Consider the following 19,950-nt stretch of genomic DNA (forward strand, 5'->3'; position numbering starts at 1 on the left):
ATGATGTCCGCATGGGCCACGGAACCGACACCGCCAACAGCGCCACCACCCGCGAGCGTCTCGACGCGGTCGGCACCGCCGATGTCGCCGCCACCCTCCAGGCCCTCGCCACACCCTCGCGGCTGTACATCCTGGCCCGGCTCCAGGAAGGCCCCTGCTCAGTCGGCGACCTGGCCGACGCCGTCGGCATGGAACAGTCCGCCTGCTCCCACCAGCTGCGCCTACTGCGCAACCTCGGCCTGGTCACCGGCGAACGCCACGGACGCTCGATCGTCTACGCCCTCTACGACCACCACGTCGCCGAACTCCTCGACCAGGCCCTCTACCACGTCGAGCACCTGCGGCTGGGGGTCCGCGATGCGCCCGCCGACATGCCCGAGGCCCGCGGCGCTGACTGAGATGGGCGACCACTCGCCGGCCTCGGGCGTGGCCGTCATACCAGCGCCGACACGGGCGCAGCGGAACTTCTGGTCAGGCCCCCATCCGTTGCAGCTGAAGTTCCTGGCTGGATCGGTGACGGCCCGCAAGGCGTCGGGCGGTCAGGCCATCCAGAAGAAGACCGCCGTCATCCGCTTCTCCTCCAGGGTGGTGCCGCAGTAGCCGGTGGCCGTGTGGATCAGGTTCGCGGAGTAGAGCAGCAGGCGGTTGGCGCGGTGCGGGACGCGGACGTCCTCGACGAAGGAGTCGGGCGCGACGAAGCGAGTACCGAGGGCGTCGACCAGGTTGTTGTGCGGAGCGGCCACCTGGTTCCCGCCGAGCGAGCCGCCTGGCAGGCTCTGTCGGTAGAAACTGGTGCCGAAATCCTTGGGGACAAGAGGGTTGAGGTACAGCACGGCCGCATAGCGGCACAGGGTGCGGGAGTCGGTGTGGGGGCGCGGCTCGCACTCTCCCGCACCGACGACCTGGACGCAGTTGTGGTTGAAGGTGCCGCCGCCCTCAGGACGCTCGACCCAGAGCTTCGGGGCGCCGGTCGCCTTTCTCACCAGTTTCTCGACATGCGCCAGCTCGCCCGGTTCGAGTGCCGGCATGGTGCGCAGACCCGGCCAGCTCTCAGGCTTATGGGGGTAGCCCTCCGTCCAGTCGTTCCTGGCCAGGCAGCGCTCCCGTACGGCTGCCGGGTCCGGCAGCACGTCGTCCAGCACCCAGTAATCCCGACCACGGGTGGGCTTGCGGTACGGCAGAACCGGTAGGCGTGGGGGGCGTAGAGGCATGAAGGGAACGTAGTTCGCTCCCTCCCACGGCTGGCCACTCAAGCGGTCAACCTTCAGTCAAGGGTTCCCCATCCATCTGGCTGAGGGCACTGCCAGGTAGAGGGCAATCTTCAGCTCCGCGTGCCGTACGGCGTCGACATCAATGCCAGGGCGGCCACCAGACACTCCGTGGAGAGCACGCCGACGGCCCAGGCCGTCATGGCCGCGCACCCCCCTTCCGACCGTGGTAGTCAGGCCGGCGTGATATAAAAATGGAAACCATTTCCAATAAGCGGAGCCAGCACAGTATGACCGCTGTGACAGAGAGCGGCCCGAGCCGCCCCTTCACCCTCGTCGCAGGCACCACCCGCGGGCCGTGCGCCGCCAGGGCCGACGCCGGTCGTGATCGCGCGTGGGCAGGGGCGCCGGATGACTGCACCCTGCGCACCGGTCCGCACGCAACAGCCCGCACACCCCGGCGCCTCCTCCGCCTCAACTGATGGGATCCAGCATGGCCAAGAGCCTGTTGAGCGTGGTGGGCGGCAACACGCCCGACGTCCGAGGCGCTGTGGTGGACCATGTGCTGCGTGCGTCTCCCCACGCCGTGACCCTCGCCGTGTCGGTACAGGCAAGGGATGACAGGTATCCGGCGGTCCAACGCTTCGTTTCCGGTGGGGATGCACGCGTTCAGGAAGCCGTGCCCCTGAGCGCGACGGGCGATCCGGCGGTGATCCTCCGTCAGGATCTCCTCTCCCTCCGGCGCACCGCAGGGCAGCTGCACGTCATCCTCGCCCTGCCCGCCGAGCTCGACATCCTCCCGTTGCTGTGCGAGCTGTGGCGCACCCCGATCGGCAGCAGTTCCCTGGGGGACCACTACGATCCCGCGTCCCTTCTGGTGGGCGTCGACTCCGCGTCCTTCATGGCGGACATCGGCTGTGTCCATCGGGCCGTGCACCTGTGGGGCGAAGGTGGCCAGAGCGGTCCCGTGACACCCGCCGAAGTCGCCGCTCGCCAAGTGGAGGCGGCAGACGCGCTGATCGTGCCCGCCCCGGTGCACCAGGACAGCCGCCGCGCCGAGGGAGCTGCCGCGCTGGCGGGCCACCTCAACGGGCAAGCCCTGCTCCTCACTTCCTCGAACAGCGGCGGGGCGGCAGTAGAGCTGCCGCCGTCCCTCATCCAGCCGGCGCCCCGAGGAGCCACCGAAGAGTGGCGGGCACGGCTGGAACCCATGAGCGTGCCGCGCCCGCGTCGCGGCACCCAGCACGGTGTGGAATCCGTACTGTGGCGGGCCCGGCGCCCCCTGCACCCCGAACGGCTGGCAGATGCACTGGCCACGGTGATGTGTGGCGTCGTCCGCAGCCGCGGACACCTCTGGCTGTCCAGCCGCCCCGACTCCGTCGTGACCTGGCGCTCCGCCGGGCCACACCTGGAGCTGCGCGAGGCGGACAGCTGGCTGGAAACGGATGACCTGCACGCCTGGAAGGCCGCCTCGCCCCAACGACGCACGCTCGCCTCGTGGTTCTGGCACGCCTACTACGGCGAGCGGCGCAACGAGATCACCTTCACGGGCACCCACCTCAGCGAGCAACGGATCCGCTCCGCCCTCGGAGCCGCCCTGCTCACCGATGCAGAGCTGTCGCAGGGCCGGGACACATGGGCGTCCATGCCCGATCCGCTCCTCAGCGGCGGAGATTCTCCGTGACCAAGCGCGGAACCGCTCGGCCCCAGCCGCAGATTCGCACCGCGCGGGCCCCGTCCACCGCCCTCACGAACGCTCAGCAAACAGGAGAACAACCATGGCCAACGCACCACACCCCGACTACACCGTGCGCCCCGCCACCCCGGCAGACGTGGACGGCGCGCGCCGCCTGATGCTCGACACCTTCTACACGGAATTCGGCTACGGCTACGTCCCCGCGTGGCACGACGACGTCATCGACATCGAGGGCACCTACCTGGACGACCCACGGCATCTCCTGCTGGTGGCCGAGCACAACGGCGAAGTGGTGGCCACCACCGGTGTGCGCTCGGCGGGCCCCGTCCACCCACCACACCCCCGCTGGCTCGCCGAACGCTACCCGCACGGGTCCACCGCACAGATCGTCCGCGTCTATGTCAGGCCGGCCCACCGGCGACATGGGCTGGCGCGCACCATGGTGCGCATCGCCTCCGACTTCGCCGCCACCACTCCCGGCTACGACAGCATCTACCTGCACACCAACGTCAGGGTGGAAGGCGCCGAAGCCTTCTGGCGGAGCATGGCCAAGGAGATCTTCGACGCCCGCTCGACCGGCGAGCACGGCCCTGGCGTCGACACGGTGCACTTCGAAATCCCCATGCCGCAGCCCGTCACACCCGTCCGGACACAGCAAGAGCCGGCCGTCCCCATGGCAAGGGGGTAGTCCCCTCCGTACCCGCTCGCCCGGGCGATCGAGGTCCCCGAACGGTTCCGATCGGGGACCTCGTCGTTCCCCGTGGTCAAGAATGCCCGCGGCCATGTGGAGCGTCAGGACACCGACGGAAGCCCCGGCCCGTCGCAGCGCACGTCCGTCTCCGGCGCCCTCCCGTCAACGAGATACGCCGCCGCGGCGTCGTCCACGCAGGCGTTGCCGCGGCTGGCGAACACGCCGTGGGAGTAGTCGTCTTCGAGGGTCACCAGGCGGGAGTTGGGCAGCAGTCGCTGCAACTTGCGCGCTCCCTCGACGGGGGTGACGGGGTCGTGTGCCGAGGCCACCAGCAGGACCGGCGGCACATCGGGACTGCCGAGCGGGGTGCGGTGGGCGGGGCGGTGCTGCCAGTAGGCGCAGGTGGACGCTTCCATGCCGGTCAGCACCGGCTGGCGGTCGAGACTCCGGGTGTGGCGGATGTCCGCGACGATCCGCCGGGGCGAGGGCGCGGGGCCGTCGGCGCACTTGACGAGGCGATTGGCCGCCTCGTAGTTGCGTGAGTCCGGGCCGTCGAAGGCACTCGCGGGCCGGAGGCCGTCGACGACACCCTCATCCAAGTACGCGCGGAGTCCGTCGGCGAGGCCAGCCCAGCGTTCCGTGCGGCCCAGCGCGCGGTACACGGCGCGGTCGAACTCCGCGGGGCCGAAGCCGTTCACCGCGTGGGCGGCGAGCCCTTGGCGCACACGCAGGTAGGCCCGACAGGCCTCCTTCGCGCCGCCGCCCAACCCAAAGCGGTCGTGGTGATCGGCAACCCAGGCGAAGAAGCGGTCTCGCTGCCGCAGCAACGCCCGGCTCTGGATGACGTCGAAGTCGTACCAGGCCCAGGGGCCGACCACGCTGTCGAGGACCATGCGCCCGGTGCGCTGCGGGAAGCGCGCCGCGTAGGCGGCGCCGAGATAGGTGCCGTAGGAGACACCGAGGAAGTTCGTCTTCCGCTCTCCGAGCGCGACGCGTATTGCGTCCATGTCCCGCGCGGTCTGTTCCGTGGAGAGGTACGGCAGCACGTGCTTCGCGCCCGCTGCGCAGTCGTCGGCCATGCCCCGGAGCGAGGCCAGGTACTTCCGTTCGGCAGCCGGGCCGACCGGTACGGGGTCCGCACCCGGAGCGGCGAAGAGGCCGCCCATGTCGCCGCAGTCGACGGGAGCGCTGTGACCGACACCGCGCGGGTCAAAGCCGATGACGTCGTACGAACGCCGGACGCTCGCCGGGAGTTTGGCCCGCTTCGTGACGGCGTACGGCAGTCCGGAGCCGCCCGGGCCACCCGGGTTGACCAGCAGGGCGCCGCGTCGCTCGGCCGGGGTGCCCGAGGCACGCACCCGGGAGACGGCCAGTTGGATGTGCTGCCCGTGGGGCCGGTCCCAGTCCAGCGGCACGCTCAACCGCGCGCACTCCACGCGCTCCGGCGCCGGCGGAGCGGGGACGGATTCGGGGCAGGCACCGAAGCGGAGCGCGGCCGGGAGTGCCGCGGCCTGGGCGGGTACGGCGGGGAGCGCGGTGATGACGAGAGTTGCCAGCGCGCACAGGTGGGCCGTGCGGCGTGCGGGAGGGATCACGGGTTGTCTCCAGCGGGATGCGTCGATCATATGACAATGAAAATGATTATCGATACCGTGTTCTCTCGGCAACACCGACCGCTCCTCAGGGGGCGCCGTCGGGCTGCCCCGCTATCTGCACGTCAGCCCTGGAAGGGAAGTTGTGGCTCATCTACTGGTGGTCGAGAGCTGGGTCGGATCGATGAGCAGGTTGCTGCCGCGGGCGATCCGGGAGGGCGGGCACGAGTTCACCTTCCTCACCCGCGACCTGCACCACTACCTGCGCTCAGCCCCCGAAGGCACGGCGCACCCGCTCCTCGCCGCCCGCCACGTGATCACCGCGGACACCAACGACACCGCGGCCCTGCTGCCCCTGGTGGAGCGGCTGCACGCGGTCCTCGGATTCGACGGCGTGCTCACGTCCTGCGACTACTACCTGCCGACCGTGGGGCGGATCGCCGGGCACCTGGGCCTGCCGGGCCCGAGCCCAGAGGCCGTCGAGAACGCCTGCCGCAAGGACGCCACGCGCCGTGTCCTCGCCGACGCGGGAGTGCCTGGGCCGCGTTTCGCCGTCCACGAGGAGTGGGCCGACATCGCGTGCGCCGCGCGGGAGATCGGCTATCCGCTGGTCGTCAAACCCATCGACCTGTGCGCGGGCATGTTCGTGCGGCGGGTGGACGACGAGGAGCAACTGGCCGCCGCCGTAAGCGCCCTGGCCGACTTCCCGGTCAACGCGCGCGGGCAGCGGCGGGCGCCCGTGGTGCTGCTGGAGGAGATGCTGGACGGCCCCGAGGTGAGCGTCGAGACGGTCTCGCACGCGGGCACGGTCCATGTGGTCGGCGTGACCGACAAGAGCATCGGCGGGGCGCCGGCGTTCATCGAGACCGGGCACATGTTCCCCGCGGCGCTGACGGCCGCAGACGCCGAGGCTGCCGAGCAGACCGCGCTGGCCGCGCTCAAGGCGCTCGGCCTGACCGACGGGGTCGTGGCACACACCGAAATCAAGCTGACCACCGACGGTCCGCGCGTGGTCGAGGTCAACCCACGCCCCGCCGGGAACCGGATCACCGAGCTCATCCGTCACGTGACGGGCATCAATCTGGCCGCGGCCTTCGTCGACGTCGCTCTGGGCCGCGCCCCCGACCTCCGGCGTGCCGAGACCGGCTTGCGCAGCGCCGCCGTCGGCTTCCTCGTGCCGCACACCGCGGGCACCCTCGAATCCCTGGAGGGCGGCCCTCTACGACACGCGCCGGACGTGCTGGAGCTCCAGCTCGCCGAGCCCGGTAAGCAGGTCAAGGCGGCGGGCAGCAACAACGAATACCTCGGGCACATCATGGCCGGCGACCCGGAGGGCACCGGCGCCCGCGACCGGGTCGAGGCCCTGCTCGCCGAAGTGCGGTCCGGGCTGGTGATCCGATGACCCCCGCCACCTCGGCGTCCGTCCGCGGGACGACGTACGACGAACTCATACGGAGCACCCTGGCCGGCGAGCTGGGCCCGGATCCCGCCGGTCAGCGGATCGCCGTGGCCTTCACCACGCGGCAGGCCGTACGGCACGACGGGCGCGGCACCGGGTACCGCAACGAGGTGCTCAGCCTGCGGCTCGGCGGGGCCGTCGGCTCGTGCGCGGTCGAGCCCGGTGCACTGTCCGACGACGCGGTCGAGGAGTGTGTGGGCACCGATGTGGCACGGCTGCTCAAGCATCCGCTGCTGCCGGTGCGGGTCGCGGCACTCGATGCCTATCTGATGCACGTCACCCCGCACACTCCGGACCATGGGGCCCTGCCCGTACGGTTGCCCTCCGGGACCTCGTTGGAGAAGTCCCGGGCGCGGGCGCGGGCAGTCGTCGAGCTGCTCGACCTCCCGACCGGAGCCACGGTGCTCGTTGTCGGTGTCGTCAACTCCCTTCTGGAAGCGCTGCGTTCCCGCGGACTCGGTTACGTTCCGTGCGACCTCAAGGGCGGGTCGACGGAGTGGGACGAGCCAGTCGTCACCGACGCCCTCGCCGCGGCCGGGCGCTGCGATGCGCTGCTGGTGTCCGGGATGACGCTGGGCAACGCAACCTTCGAGCCACTGCGAGAACACGCGCTGCGGCACGGCAAGCAGCTGGTGATGTTCGCCCAGACCGGCAGCGCGGTCCTGCCGCGCTTCCTCGGTCATGGCGTGAGCGCGGTGTGTGCGGAGCCGTACCCCTTCTTCTGGCTGGACGGCGGCCCCGGCACCGTCCACCGCTACCGCGCGGACCGTCCCGGAGGCATCCAGTGACCGTGACCTCCGTCGGGCCGGTCGTCGCCCGCCCGGAGCTGCTCACCCTGCTCGGCCGCACGCCCTTGGTACGCATCACCACCGAGCTGGCGGGCCCGCACCCCGGTTTCTGGGCCAAGCTCGAAGGGCTCGGCGCGGGCGGCATGAAGGCGCGGGCCGCGGTGTCGATGCTGCTGGCCGCCCGTGAGCGCGGTGAACTACGTCCCGGAGCACCGGTGGTGGAGTCCACCTCGGGCACGCTCGGCATCGGGCTGGCCTTCGCCGGCCAGGCCCTCGGCCATCCCGTCGTACTGGTCGGCGACAGCGAACTGGAAGCCTCCATGCGGCAGTTGCTGCGCTCCCACGGGGTGCGCCTTGAGCTTGTGGAGCGGCCCGCCCCGGAAGGGGGCTGGCAGGCCGCCCGACTTGACCGGCTGCGCGAGCTGCTCGCAGTGCTGCCCGACGCCTACTGGCCCGACCAGTACAACAACCCCGACAACAGCACCGGTTACGCCTCACTAGCCGCCGAGCTCGCCGTGCAACTGGACCATCTGGACGTCCTGGTGTGCAGCGTCGGCACCGGCGGGCACAGCGGCGGGATCATCGGCCCACTGCGCCGCTACTGGCCCACCCTGCGGCTGATCGGCGTCGACGCCACAGGGTCGACGATCTTCGGACAGCCGGCCCGCCCCAGGCTGATGCGCGGACTGGGCAGCAGCATCCACCCGCGCAATGTCGCCTACGACGCCTTCGACGAGGTCCACTGGGTCGGCCCCGCCGAGGCGGTGGACAGCTGCCGGCGCCTGGCCCGCGGCAGCTTCGTCAGCGGCGGCTGGAGCACGGGGGCGGTGGCGCGCGTCGCGGCGTGGGCCTCCCGCGTCCATCCGGGCGCGGTCGTCGCGACCGTCTTCCCCGACGGGCCGCACCGCTACCTCGGCACGGTCTACGACGACGACTTCGCCGCCGCGCACGGCCTCGACCCCTCCGCCGCGGCCGTCCGGCCCGTCGAGATCCCCCACCCTCGTGCGGCCGAAGCCACCGGCTGGGCGCGGTGCACCCGCATCGCCGACCCGCTCCAGGCGGCCACTCCCCTTTCGGAAAGGAACCCATGAAGGCCAGCGTGCGCACCGTACGCCTCGAACTCGCCGAGCCGCTGCGCATCTCCCGCTCCACCATGTCCGCCCGTGAGGCCGTGTGGCTGACCGTCGAACACGACGGCCTGCGCGGCCACGGCGAGGCCGTGACGAGCGTCTACTACGGGCTCGACGCGCAGACGCTCCAAGGACTCTTCGCCTCCGTGGGGACGAGCCTCGGCCGTTTCCCCGACCCCGAGAGCGCCCTGGAGGCCGTGCGGGCAGGCGAGTTGGCTGCCGGGGACACTCCCCCGGCCGTGACCGCCGCCGTGGACGCCGCGCTGCTCGACCTGGTCGGCAAGCGGGCAGGACGTCCCGTGCACCGGCTCCTGGGTGCGGAGCGGGCTCCGGCGGCCGCTACGGCCCGGACCATCGGCATCACCTCGCCCGTACGCGCCGCCGCTGAGGCCCGCTGCCTCGCCGCGAGCGGCTTCGAGGTGATCAAGGTCAAGGCGGGTACGCCGGATGCCGAGGACGACGTGGAGCGCGTCCGCGTCATCCGCGACGCGGCGCCCAGGGTGCGGCTGCTGCTCGATCCGAACGGTGCCTGGAGCACGGCCCAGGCCACGGCCCTGCTGCCCCGATTCGCCGACCTGGGCGTGGAAGCCGTGGAACAGCCCCTGGCTCCGGGTGACCCCGACGCACTGGGTTCGCTCGCCGAGAAGTCGCCCCTGCAGATCATCGCCGACGAGGACGCCATCGATTTCGAGGACGCCCGGCGACTGGCCGGTCGGGTTCAGGGCATCAACGTCAAGCTCGCCAAGTGCGGCGGCGTGCACGCGGCCCTGCGCATCGCCGAGTTGCTCGACGGCAGCGGCACCGAGCTGATGCTCGGCTGCCTGACCGCCAGCAGCCTCGGCCTGGCGCCCGCCGTGCACCTCGCCAACCGCGCCCGCTGGGCCGACCTCGACGGGCATCTGCTGCTCGCGCACGACCCCTGGACCGGCATCGGGGGCGAAGACGGTTTCGTACGCGCCGGTGCCCTGCCCGGACTGGGCGTGGAACTGCGGGAGGTGGGCCGTGAAGACGTGGCATGAGATGCGCCGCTTCCCGCTCGCGGTCCAGCTCCTGCTGGTCAACCAGCTCGGCGTCAACACCGGCTTCTACCTCCTCATCCCCTATCTCGCCACTCACCTCGGCGAGAACCTGGGCCTGTCGGCGGCCGTCGTCGGTGTCGTCCTCGGCGTGCGCAACCTCAGCCAGCAGGGCCTGTTCCTCATCGGCGGCTCCGCCTCCGACCGGCTCGGCGCGCGAGGCGTGATCATCGCCGGCTGTGCGCTGCGTGCCGTCGGGTTCGCGCTGTTCGCACTCGGCGACAGACTGCCCCTGCTCCTCGCCGCTTCCGTCCTCAGCGGCCTCGCCGGAGCACTGTTCAACCCCGCCGTGCGCGCCTACATCGCCCAGGAGGCCGACGACCGCAAGGCAGAGGCGTTCGCCCTGTTCAACATGTTCGCCACGACCGGTGCGCTGATCGGCCCGCTGCTCGGCAGTGCGCTGCTCCTGGTGGACTTCCGTACGTCCGCGCTGACCGCGGCCGGGATCTTCGCAGCCCTCACGATCGCCCAGGCCCTGGTCCTGCCCGCCCGACAGGTCACACCGAGCAAGAGCACCGTGCTCGCGGACTGGCGAGAAGTCCTCGGCAGCCGCGCCTTCCTGGCCTTCGCGCTCGCCATGGTCGGCATGTTCACCCTGCAGAACCAGCTGTACCTGCTGCTGCCCGACGGGGCGCGACGGGCCACCGGCTGGGACGGCGCGGCGGGCCTCGTCTTCCTCGTCGGCACCGTGTCCAACCTCGCGCTCCAACTGCGCATCACGCGGGCGCTCAGCTCCCGTGGCAGCAGGGCGCGTTGGATCACGGTGGGCCTCGTCGTGATGGGGTTGGCGTTCCTCCCGCCGGCTCTGGTGGCCGACGCCGGCTCGCCCGGATGGCTCGACGCAGTGCCCGTCCTGCTCGGCGCCCTCCTGCTCTACCTCGGCGTGATGGTCGCCCAGCCCTTCGTACTGGAGCTCATCCCAGGGTTCGGCCGGCCCGAGCTGACCGGCACGTACTTCGGGATCTTCTATGTCGTCTCGGGCATCGCCGCCGCCGTCGGCAACACGGTCGTGGGCTGGGCCATGGACACCGGAGCGCGGGGCGGTGCGGGCTGGCTGCCCTGGGCGTGCTGCGCGCTGTTCGGGCTCGCCTCCGCCCTGGGCGTGGCCTGGCTGCGGCGGCTCGGCTCGCTGCCAACGCCCCAGAAACCCGCGGTACCGGCAACGGCTTGAGGAAGGAACCGACATGCCCTCCACGACGACCACGGCGGCCGCCCACAACCTGCTCACCGACCACCCCGAGCTGTACGAGACCCGCTTCCCCGACCCCGAACGACTCGCCGGACGCTGGACGGAGGACTGCCTGCGACGGCACGGCGCCGGTCCGCGCGTACTGGACATGGGCTGCGGCACCGGCCGCGACGCCGCCCATCTGCACGACGCCGGCCGCAAGGTGACCGCGGCCGATCTGTCGGAGGCGATGCTCACCTACGCCCGCACGCACCACGCCGGGCCGGACTACGTCCGCGCCGACCTGCACCGATTCGATCTGGGCCGGGACGACTTCGACGCCGTGATCTGCCTGGACAGCTCCCTGCTGTACTGCCACACCAACGACCAGCTGGACAGCTTCCTGTCCTCCTGCCGCCGCGCTCTGGTCCCCGGCGGCCTGCTGGTCGCGGAGATGCGCAACGGCGCGTACTTCCTGGGCCGCACCGACCTCCTCGATGCACCCACCGTCAACCGCTTCACCTGGCAGGGCACCGCGTACCGCTCAACGACCACGCTCACCGTGGACCGTACGGCCCAGCTCCTGCGCCGTACGCGCGTATGGACCGCCGACGGCGGGCCGGAGGCCGTCGAGCAGCGCTCCGCCTGGCGACTGCTGTTCCCCCAGGAACTGCGGCACGTCCTCGCCACGCACGGGTTCGAGGTCCTCGAACTGCACGACGGCCCCGGCCCGCGCACCGAACCCGCCTGGAGCGAGGGCCGGCTGCCGGGCGAGACGACCGACGCCGACCGCCTGCATCTCGTCGCGCGAATCGCCACCCGCTGCTGACCCCTCGTCGCGACTCGCCACCTCCGGCTGACACCTCATCCCCACCACACCACACCACAAGGACACCTTCATGCCCGATGAACGCTTCCCCGGCCTGCGCCGCCGCGGATTCCTCACCGCCACCGGAGCGGCCACACTGGGTGCACTGGCCCTGACCGGCTGCGGCGGCTCCGGGAACAAGGGCCAGGACGACAAGGGCGGCACGCCCAAGCGGGGCGGGCGGCTGCGCGCCGCCTTCGCGGGCGGTGGCGCCGGCGAGACCCTCGACCCGCACCTGTCCAACCTGTTCGTCGACGTCGCCCGCGCCAAGGCGCTCTTCGACAAGCTCGCCGACTACGGCGCCGACCTGTCCGCCCGGCCCCGCCTCGCCGCGAAGTGGGAGTCGAACAAGACCCTGGACCGCTGGCGGGTCACCCTGCGCGAGGCCACCTTCCACGACGGCAAGCCGGTCACGGCCCAGGACGTCCTCTACAGCTACCGGCGCATCGCCGACCCGAAGAAGGCGTTCCGCGCCAAGGCATCCCTGGAACCCATCGACCTCGACGCCAGCCGTGCCACCGGCCGGCGCAGCATCGAGTTCGTACTCAAGCGGCCAACTGCCGAATTCCCCAACGTCCTGGCCGCCTTCGGGGCGTACATCGTGCCCGAGCACGCCTCCGACTTCGACAAGAAGCCGATCGGCTCCGGCCCCTTCCGGTTCGTTTCCTTCGCGCCCGGCCGCTCGGCCGTCTTCCGCCGCTACGACGACTACTGGGACGGCGCACCCCACCTCGACGAGCTCGAATTCGTCGTCGCCAACGAGGAGTCCGCCCGTGTCAACGCCCTTCTCGGCGGCCAGGTCGAGTACGCGCACGAGCTGAACCCCACCACCGCCCGTGCCCACGAGGGCAAGGGGCAGATCGAGATCGTCCGGCTCCGCAACAGCGCCATGCAGGCGTTCTGCATGAAGACCGACCGGCCGCCCTTCGACGACAAGCGCGTGCGCCAGGCATTCTTCCTCATCACCGACCGCAAGGAACTCGTCGACGGCGCCCTGTCCGGCGCCGGGGAGATCGGCAACGACCTGTTCGGCAAGGGCTACGAGTACTACGCCGACAGCCTCCCGCAGCGCCACCAGGACCTCGACAAGGCTCGTGCCCTGCTCAAGCAGGCCGGCGCCGAGAAGCTGAAGGTCACCCTGGACACCTCGGCCGTCGCCGCCGGGTTCACCGAGGCGGCCGGCATCTTCCGCGACCAGGCAGCGAAGGCGGGCGTCACCCTCGACGTGAAGATGGGCAGCAAGGACTCGTACTGGAGCGACACCCTCGACAACGGCACCCTGTGCTGCTATCGCTCCGGCGCCATGCCCATCGACGCCCACATCTCCCAGCGCCTCCTCACCGACTCCGCCACCAACGCCACCAAGTGGAAGCACAAGGACTTCGACGCGCTCTACCAGCAGGCACAGTCCACCCGTGACAAGACCGAACGGGCGGCCGTGTACGCACGCATGCAGCACCGTCTGTACGCCGAAGGCGGCTTCCTCATCTGGGGCTTCGCGGACTGGATCCTCGGAACGGCCCGCAAAGTCAGGGGGGTTGAGGCCAAGGCTCCTGCCAACTCCCTGGACTGGGCCCGCTTCGACAAGGTGTGGCTGGCGTGAGGGGACTGCGCTCCCTCGTTGCCCGGCGGCTGCTCCTCGGCATCGTGCAGACCACGGCCGTGGTGCTCCTGATCTTCGCGCTCACCGAGGCACTGCCGGGCGACGCCGCCGTGGCTCTGGCCGGAGACCAGCCGGATTCCGCGCGCATCGAGGCCATCCGCAAGGCGATGCACCTCGACCGGCCCGCCCCGGAACGGCTGATCGAATGGGTGACCGGTCTGCTCCACGGTGATCTCGGTACCTCGCTCACCTCCGGCCGCCCGGTGAGCTCGTACCTCACCGGCGGCTTCGGCCCCACCCTGCTGCTGGCCACCCTCACCGTGGCGCTGCTCGTCCCGCTCGGCTTCGGCCTCGGCATCCTGGCCGCCCGCCACGCCGGAGGACTGATCGACCGGCTGGTCAGCTCGATGACGCTCGCCGTGTATGCCGTACCGGAGTTCGCCCTCGGGGTGCTGCTGGTGACTGTCCTGGCGCTCCGGCTGGGCTGGCTGCCGCCGACCGCCGTCGGCTACGGCACGGATCTGCTCGCCCACCCCGCCGCCCTGGTCCTGCCCGTCCTGGTCCTGCTCTCCCGCCCCGTCTGCTCGCTGACCCGGTTGGTGCGCGCCGGCATGATCGACGCGCTTGCCTCCCCGTACGTGGCACAGGCCCGTCGCTACGGCATCTCCGGGGCCCGTATCCACCTCACCCACGCCCTGCCGGGCGCCCTCGCCCCCGCCGCGCAGCACCTCGCGCGCACCATCGACTGGCTGCTGTGCGGCGTGATCGTCGTCGAGGCGCTGTACACGATCCCGGGACTCGGCACGGTGCTGCTCAACGCCGTCGCCGAGCGCGATGTGCCCGTCGTGCAGGGCCTCGCCGTGCTGTTCGGCGTCCTGACCGTCGTCCTGAATCTCGGCGCCGACCTGGTCGCCCACCGTCTCGCGCCGAGGGCGGGGGTGGCCGCGTGAAGTCCTCGCGCACGGGCCGCTTCGCCCTCGGTACGGCCATCATCGCCGTACCTCTCGCATTGGCCCTCCTGGGCCCGTTGTTCACGGGCGACCCGGGCCCACGGGCCACGTCCTTCACCTTCGGCCACGGGCACTGGCTGGGTACCGACTTCGTGGGGCGGGACGTGTGGCAGCAGGTGCTGCACGGCGGCCGTCCGGTCGTCGTCACCGCCCTGGCCGCCACCGCGCTCTGCTACCTGGTCGCCCTCCCGGTCGGCCTCCTCGGCGCGCTCACCCACCGCCGCTGGCTGGAAGAACTGCTGATGCGGCCCCTGGACGTGCTGCTCGCCGTGCCGTCACTCCTTCTGATCCTGCTGGTGGCGTCCGTGTTCACACCCGGTCCTGTCGGACTCGCGCTGATGGTCGCGCTGGTCAACGTGCCGGACGCGGCCCGCATCGTGCGTGCCGCCGCCGCGGAAGCCGCGGCACGCCCCGTGGTGGAGGCGCTGCGCATGCAGGGCGAAACGTGGTGGCGCATGGCCGTCGGCTACGTCGCCCGCGCCATGCTGCGCACGCTGGTCGCCGACGTCGGAACCCGGCTCACCGGTGTGCTGTACCTGGTCGCCACGGCCGCCTTCCTCGGCGTCGGCGTCGCGCCGGACGCCGCCGACTGGGCGGTCATGGTCGACCGCAACCGCATCGGCCTGTTCGTCCAGCCATGGGCCGTGGTCGTTCCCGCCCTGCTGATCGTGGCCCTGACGATGGGCACCAACCTGCTCTTCGACGCCGCGCTGGACGACGGCCCCGGGCACGCCCGGGCCCGGGGTGCAGGACGCCGGAACGCAACGACCAAAACCCTTCGGAGCCGAGCAGGGAGTGACGTACGTCCGTGAACCAGGAGAACGACATGACGGAGCGAACGGGTGCGCCAGGCGCCTCTCCCGACCCAGGCATCACCGCTCCTGTGACGGAGGTCCGCGATCTGCGCGTCGTGGTCGGCGGCAGGGCGATCGTCGACGGAGTGACCCTGCGCGCCCGGCCCGGCAAGGTCACCGCCCTGGTCGGCGCCTCCGGCAGCGGCAAGACCACCACGGGCCTCGCCCTGCTCGGCGAGTACCCGCCCGGCGCCCAGGTGACCGGCAACCTCCAGCTGGTCGCCGACGGCCTGGTCGGCTACATCCCGCAGCACCCGGCGGCCGTCCTCAACCCCGCCCGCCGGATCGCCGCCCTCCTGACCGACATCGCCCGCGCGCAGGTACGCCACCTCCCCCGTGCCGAACGCCGAGCGGCAGCCCGCGAACGCGTCCTGCAGGCCCTCACCGAAGCCCAACTCCCGGACGCCGAAACCCTGCTGCGGCGCTACCCCCACCAGCTCTCCGGCGGCCAACAGCAACGCGTCGTGCTCGCCCAGGCCCTTCTGCTCGGCGCCCGTGTCATCGTCGCCGACGAGCCCACCACCGGACAGGACCCCCTGACCAAGAGCCGCATCGTCGACCAGCTCGCGGCCGTGGCGGCACGCGGCATCGCCGTCGTCCTGCTCAGCCACGACCTCGACGTGGTGCGTGCCCTCGCCGACGAGGTGATCGTCATGCGGGAGGGCCGGGTCGTGGAGTCGGCTCCGGCAGAGCGCCTGTGGCTCGCGCCCCGACACGAGTACACCCGCCAACTACTGGACGAACAGCCCACGTTCGCTGATCCCGACACCGCCGCGGAGACCGCGACCCGAGAGGCCGTCCTCCGCGTACGCAACCTCACCGCCCGCCACCGCAACGGCACACGCGGCACGACCGTGGTCCTACGGGCCCCCGAGCTCGACCTCCGCCCGGGCGAATGCCTGGCCATGGTCGGCCGCTCCGGCAGCGGCAAGACCACTCTCGCCCGCTGCCTGGCCGGCCTTCACCGCGAGCACGACGAAGAGACCCTCCTCGACGGCACTCCCCTGCCGCGCAGCCTGCGCCACCGCAGCCGAGCGCAGCTGGCGGCCGTGCAGTACGTCTTCCAGGACGCACGCGCCGCCTTCGACGAACACCGCACCGTCCTCGACCAGGTCGCGCGCACCGCGATACGTCTGCGCGCCGCCGACCATGGCACCGCACAAGCCGAGGCCCTGGCCGCTCTCACCCACCTCGGCCTCCCCGAACAACTCGCCCACCGACGCCCCGGCCAGCTGTCCGGCGGCGAACTCCAGCGCGCCGCCCTCGCACGCGCCCTGCTCGCCCGCCCCCGCGTCCTCATCTGCGACGAGATCACCTCCGGCCTGGACACCGTCACCCGCCGCGGCATCCTCGACACCCTCACGGCACTGCTCCGCGACCGCGAAGACCTCTCCCTGATCCTGATCACCCACGACCTGGCCACCGCGGCCCTGGCTCACCGCATCGCCGTTCTCGACGCAGGAGAGGTCGTCGAACAGGGCCCGGCACGGCAGCTCCTCACCGATCCGAGGCATCCCTTCACCATCTCACTCATGGCGACCACGAGACGGCTGGGGGCGGGAGCGGGGCGCTGCCCCGACGCGCACGAGACAACAGGCCGCACAACCCCGGTCCCCGCCGGGCCCACCACGCCGGGCCACCTGGCCAGCAGAGGGGCCAACAGCGCGGGGCCCAAAGGTTGACCGAGCACGGTCCGGAAGCCCAGCGGACCGACGGGGCGCGGGCGCGGAGGGCCGGCGTCGAGTGTGGATGCGGGCAGCGAAGCAGTCGTCGCACAGATCAGGGGGGCGCTCAGGGTGATCCTCTCCGTGCACCTGGTCGGTATTGAGCCACCCCCTGTCCGAAACGGGTGAGGATCCTAGTCATGATGTCGGCGTCATGCCTCTCACCGTGCACTGCGATATGTCCGGGCCGCGGTCTGCGTCGTGCTGTCCGCGGCGGGGCATGCCGTGATGTCCGGTCCGGCGCTGCCGGGGTGGGCGTTGGCGGCAGCCGCGGTGGCGGTGTTCGCGTGCGCCGGGCTGACTGCCGGACGTGAGCGTTGCTTGCCGCCGGCGGAGTCGTGGACCGAGGCGGCGGTAACGAGGACGGCCAAGGCCAGGCCCAGGGTGCCGCTGATCAGGTGCCGCTTGCGTCCTTTGAGCTTCTTGCCACGTCGATGCCCTGACTGATCTCGGCGACGTTGCCCGAGGTCTTCACCCTCTGCGCGTCCACCACGGCCGCGGTCGGCTCCGTGCTGCGGCCGTGGGTCCGGCGGGTCTTGTCCCGTAGCAAGTTGTGGACCAGCTCAGTGGTGCCGTCCGCTTCCCACTTGGCGTAGTAGTCGTACACGGTCTTGTACACGGCCTTGTAGGGCGGTAAGTCGTGCGGCAGGTACTCCCAATGGGATGCCGGTGCGGTTGACATAGAGGATCGCGTTCACGATCTCCCGCAGCTCATGCACCCGGGCTGCCGTGCCAGGTCCCGTGCGTTTCTCCCGCCAGGCGGCGAAGATCGACTCGATCAAGGCCCAGCGGGCATCGGACACGTCACTGCGGTACGTACGACGAGCACTCACACACCGAGCAACGACAGCCAAGGCCGTCGGTCAAAAAATCATCCCGAACTACCCGCTCTCTGGATCAGATGCGCTCTTAGGCTTCGTGCCGGGGCAGATCCGCATGCTTCACCGGTGATGTGAGACGCGGTCTGGCCGTGGGGCGGGGCGCAGGTGGATTACTGCGTCGAGGCCACCGGTGGGGTGAGGGTGGAGTTCGATGGCTCCGCCGCTGACCTGGGCGAGTTGGCGGGCAATCGTCAAGCCGAGCCCGGTGCCGCCGGGGGAGGTGTTGGGCGCGCGCCAGAAGCGGTCGAAGGCGCGTTCGCGCTCGGTGGCTGTCATGCCGGGGCCTTGGTCGATGATGTGGAGCTCCACGGGTGAGGTTGTGCGGTGGCGTGGGGCCCGGGTCGAGGTGCGGTGGAGGGTGACGGTCCTTCCGGGGGGTGTGACGCGCAGCGCGTTGGCCAGGAGGTTGTCGAGGATTTGTTCCAGCGCTCCGGGAACGGCCTGGACATGGCCGGCAGGTTCGCCGGTGAGGCGGAGGGTGACGTCCTGGTCGGTGGCGAAGGCGGACCAGGTCCCGACCCGGTCGTTGAGGACGGCGTCGGCGTCTACGGGGGTGGGGGCGGTGTCGTCTTCTTCCAGGCGCGCGAGGGCGAGGAGGCCGTGGACCATGCGGACGAGGCGGTCGGTTTCGGCGATGGCGTGGTCGAGGTGGTGCCGGGCGTCGGCGTGGATGTCGGGTTCGAGGTTCTCCAGGCGGAGGCGGAGTGCGGTCAGGGGGGTTTTGAGCTGGTGGGAGGCGTCGGCGGCGAATCGGTGCTGGGCGCGGAGGAGGTGCTGCAGGCGGGTGGCGGTGTGGTTGAAGGTGGTGGCGAGGCGGCGGAGTTCGAGCGGTCCGATGTCGGCTGCGGGTGGTTCGGTCAGCGTGCCGTCGGCGAGCTGGGCGGTGGCGTGTTCGAGTTCGCGTACGGGCCGGGTGGTCCAACGGGCGAGGGTGAGTCCTATCGCGGTCATGGCGGCGAGGACGGCGAGTCCGGCGCCGGCCAGCAGGGCCCAGGCAGTGTGGATGCGTGCCGTGGTGCCACGGGTGGGGGCGCTGATCCGGACGGCTCCGCGGACGGTGGGTCCGGAGGCGGCGGGCACGGTCACGTAGCGAGCTTCGTCGCCGGAGCGGGAGTGGTGTCTGATGCCGCTGGTGGGGTGGTTGTGCAGTGCGGCGATGATGTCCGGTGCGCCGGCCAGATTCCGTGAGGGCGCGGGCGTGGCCGTCGGGGTGGTGGCGAGGACGGTGCCGTGACGGTCGACGACGACGGCCTGGGTGTCGTTGTGTCGGGTGTAGCCGTTCAGCAGGTGGGGCAGCGCGCGGGTGTCCGCGTTCTCGATGTCTTCCTCGGCGAGTTCGGCCAGGACGACGGCGTCGCGTTCGAGGGTGGTGGTGAGTGCGGCGGTCTGGCTGCGGGCGTAGAGAATCCCGAAGGGAATCTCCAGGGTCAGCAGGACGAGCAAGGTGAGCGTGAGATAGCTGAGCAGGACCCGGCGGATCACCGGCGGTCTTCGCCTCCGCCGGAGGATACGGTCAGCCGGAAGCCAACTCCGCGGACGGTCTCGATCCAGGTGGGGCTGCCCAGTTTGCGGCGCAGGGCGGCGATGTGGACGTCGAGGGTCTTGGTGGGGCCGAAGTAGTTGGGATCCCAGACGGTGTCGAGGATGTGCTGGCGCGAGTAGACGGCGCCGGGGTCCTCGGCAAGGAGGGCGAGAAGGTCGAACTCCTTGGGGGCGAGCGCGACGTGCACCCCTGCGACATGGACTTTTCTGGTCCGCCGGTCGATGAGGAGGTCTCCGACGCACTGGGGTGTGCTGCCGGTAGGCCCCGTCCCGCCGCCGGAGGACATACCGGGGGAGATCGTGTCGGTCGGCCGGGCTCGGCGGGTGACGGCGCGCATGCGGGCGACGAGTTCCCTGAGCCCGAAGGGTTTGGAGAGGTAGTCGTCGGCGCCGAGTTCGAGCCCGACGACGCGGTCCGTCTCGTCACCCCGGGCGGTGATCATGATGATGGGTACGCGGGAGCGGCTGCGCAGCGTACGGCAGACGTCGATGCCGTCCATGTCGGGCAGCCCGAGGTCGAGCAGGACCATGTCGGGCACCGGCGCGGCGAGGGCGGCCGCTCCGGTGCCGACACGGTCGATCGCGAAGCCGTAGCGGCCCAGGCCCTCGGCCAGGGGCTCGGCGATGGCGTTGTCGTCCTCGATGAGCAGCACCCGCATG

General features: G+C 71.2%; 20 protein-coding genes. 13 read left to right on the forward strand and 7 right to left on the reverse strand.

The features are described from left to right. Positions 1-11: 11 nt before the first annotated feature. Positions 12-398, forward strand: a complete 387-nt coding sequence (locus IG62_RS0114790) for an ArsR/SmtB family transcription factor (RefSeq protein WP_030802021.1) — start codon at positions 12-14, stop codon at positions 396-398. 141 nt (positions 399-539) lie between these two features. Here the strand turns inward: IG62_RS0114790 and IG62_RS0114795 are convergent, their stop codons facing one another. Then, positions 540-1,211, reverse strand: a complete 672-nt coding sequence (locus IG62_RS0114795) for a DUF6445 family protein (RefSeq protein ID WP_030802030.1) — start codon at positions 1,209-1,211, stop codon at positions 540-542. A 676-nt stretch (positions 1,212-1,887) separates the two neighbouring features. Between IG62_RS0114795 and IG62_RS0114805 the strand changes: the two genes are divergently transcribed. Both IG62_RS0114805 and IG62_RS0114810 read left to right on the forward strand, forming a co-directional pair. Then, a complete protein-coding gene (locus IG62_RS0114805; protein ID WP_234326505.1) occupies positions 1,888-2,892 on the forward strand; it encodes a GTP-binding protein in 1,005 nt (334 codons plus the stop codon). Positions 2,893-2,986: 94 nt separating this feature from the next. Then, positions 2,987-3,592: a GNAT family N-acetyltransferase gene (locus IG62_RS0114810; protein ID WP_051798079.1), complete on the forward strand. Its 606-nt coding sequence runs from the start codon at positions 2,987-2,989 to the stop codon at positions 3,590-3,592. Between the two features lie 104 nt (positions 3,593-3,696). Here IG62_RS0114810 and IG62_RS0114815 read toward each other — a convergent pair whose 3' ends face one another. Continuing rightward, positions 3,697-5,190 carry an alpha/beta hydrolase gene (locus IG62_RS0114815; RefSeq protein WP_234326506.1) on the reverse strand — a complete coding sequence of 498 codons (1,494 nt, stop codon included), beginning with the start codon at positions 5,188-5,190 and terminating at the stop codon, positions 3,697-3,699. A 142-nt stretch (positions 5,191-5,332) separates the two neighbouring features. Here IG62_RS0114815 and IG62_RS0114820 point away from each other — a divergent pair, with 142 nt between their 5' ends. The 10 genes from IG62_RS0114820 (at position 5,333) to IG62_RS0114865 (ending at position 16,825) form a co-directional block, all read left to right on the forward strand. Continuing rightward, on the forward strand, positions 5,333-6,589 hold the full coding sequence (locus tag IG62_RS0114820) for an ATP-grasp domain-containing protein (RefSeq protein WP_030802040.1): 1,257 nt from the start codon (positions 5,333-5,335) through the stop codon (positions 6,587-6,589). Beyond that, a complete protein-coding gene (locus IG62_RS0114825; RefSeq protein ID WP_030802042.1) occupies positions 6,586-7,434 on the forward strand; it encodes a Rossmann-like domain-containing protein in 849 nt (282 codons plus the stop codon). The genes IG62_RS0114820 and IG62_RS0114825 overlap by 4 nt, the downstream gene beginning before the upstream one ends. Continuing rightward, on the forward strand, positions 7,431-8,525 hold the full coding sequence (locus IG62_RS0114830; protein WP_030802045.1) for a PLP-dependent cysteine synthase family protein: 1,095 nt from the start codon (positions 7,431-7,433) through the stop codon (positions 8,523-8,525). The genes IG62_RS0114825 and IG62_RS0114830 overlap by 4 nt, the downstream gene beginning before the upstream one ends. Then, positions 8,522-9,583: a dipeptide epimerase gene (locus tag IG62_RS0114835; protein ID WP_030802047.1), complete on the forward strand. Its 1,062-nt coding sequence runs from the start codon at positions 8,522-8,524 to the stop codon at positions 9,581-9,583. Before IG62_RS0114830 ends, IG62_RS0114835 begins: the two co-directional genes overlap by 4 nt. Then, positions 9,567-10,811: an MFS transporter gene (locus tag IG62_RS0114840; RefSeq protein WP_030802049.1), complete on the forward strand. Its 1,245-nt coding sequence runs from the start codon at positions 9,567-9,569 to the stop codon at positions 10,809-10,811. Before IG62_RS0114835 ends, IG62_RS0114840 begins: the two co-directional genes overlap by 17 nt. 13 nt (positions 10,812-10,824) lie before the next feature. After that, positions 10,825-11,637 (forward strand): class I SAM-dependent methyltransferase, encoded by an 813-nt coding sequence (locus tag IG62_RS0114845; RefSeq protein ID WP_030802051.1) that lies wholly within the window; start codon positions 10,825-10,827, stop codon positions 11,635-11,637. A 70-nt stretch (positions 11,638-11,707) separates the two neighbouring features. Next, positions 11,708-13,279 carry an ABC transporter substrate-binding protein gene (locus IG62_RS0114850; protein ID WP_030802054.1) on the forward strand — a complete coding sequence of 524 codons (1,572 nt, stop codon included), beginning with the start codon at positions 11,708-11,710 and terminating at the stop codon, positions 13,277-13,279. Next, on the forward strand, positions 13,276-14,229 hold the full coding sequence (locus tag IG62_RS0114855; RefSeq protein WP_030802057.1) for an ABC transporter permease: 954 nt from the start codon (positions 13,276-13,278) through the stop codon (positions 14,227-14,229). Before IG62_RS0114850 ends, IG62_RS0114855 begins: the two co-directional genes overlap by 4 nt. Beyond that, on the forward strand, positions 14,226-15,101 hold the full coding sequence (locus IG62_RS0114860; protein ID WP_030802059.1) for an ABC transporter permease: 876 nt from the start codon (positions 14,226-14,228) through the stop codon (positions 15,099-15,101). The genes IG62_RS0114855 and IG62_RS0114860 overlap by 4 nt, the downstream gene beginning before the upstream one ends. Before the next feature lie 14 nt (positions 15,102-15,115). Beyond that, on the forward strand, positions 15,116-16,825 hold the full coding sequence (locus tag IG62_RS0114865) for an ABC transporter ATP-binding protein (RefSeq protein WP_107052990.1): 1,710 nt from the start codon (positions 15,116-15,118) through the stop codon (positions 16,823-16,825). Between the two features lie 203 nt (positions 16,826-17,028). Here the strand turns inward: IG62_RS0114865 and IG62_RS50110 are convergent, their stop codons facing one another. From IG62_RS50110 to IG62_RS0114880, 5 genes are all read right to left on the reverse strand, one after another. Then, positions 17,029-17,265: a hypothetical protein gene (locus tag IG62_RS50110; RefSeq protein WP_420711068.1), complete on the reverse strand. Its 237-nt coding sequence runs from the start codon at positions 17,263-17,265 to the stop codon at positions 17,029-17,031. Further along, positions 17,262-17,549, reverse strand: coding sequence for a hypothetical protein (locus IG62_RS48640; protein ID WP_234326508.1), 288 nt, complete (start codon positions 17,547-17,549; stop codon positions 17,262-17,264). The genes IG62_RS50110 and IG62_RS48640 overlap by 4 nt, the downstream gene beginning before the upstream one ends. Then, on the reverse strand, positions 17,431-17,700 hold the full coding sequence (locus tag IG62_RS50115) for a transposase (RefSeq protein ID WP_420711067.1): 270 nt from the start codon (positions 17,698-17,700) through the stop codon (positions 17,431-17,433). Before IG62_RS50115 ends, IG62_RS48640 begins: the two co-directional genes overlap by 119 nt. Before the next feature lie 108 nt (positions 17,701-17,808). Beyond that, positions 17,809-19,230, reverse strand: coding sequence for a sensor histidine kinase (locus IG62_RS0114875; RefSeq protein WP_030802064.1), 1,422 nt, complete (start codon positions 19,228-19,230; stop codon positions 17,809-17,811). Further along, positions 19,227-19,949 carry a response regulator transcription factor gene (locus IG62_RS0114880; protein ID WP_030802066.1) on the reverse strand — a complete coding sequence of 241 codons (723 nt, stop codon included), beginning with the start codon at positions 19,947-19,949 and terminating at the stop codon, positions 19,227-19,229. Before IG62_RS0114880 ends, IG62_RS0114875 begins: the two co-directional genes overlap by 4 nt. Between the last annotated feature and the right edge of the window lies 1 nt (position 19,950).

The organism is Streptomyces sp. NRRL S-337, from assembly GCF_000720175.1.
Classification (GTDB): Bacteria; Actinomycetota; Actinomycetes; order Streptomycetales; family Streptomycetaceae; genus Streptomyces; species Streptomyces siderophoricus.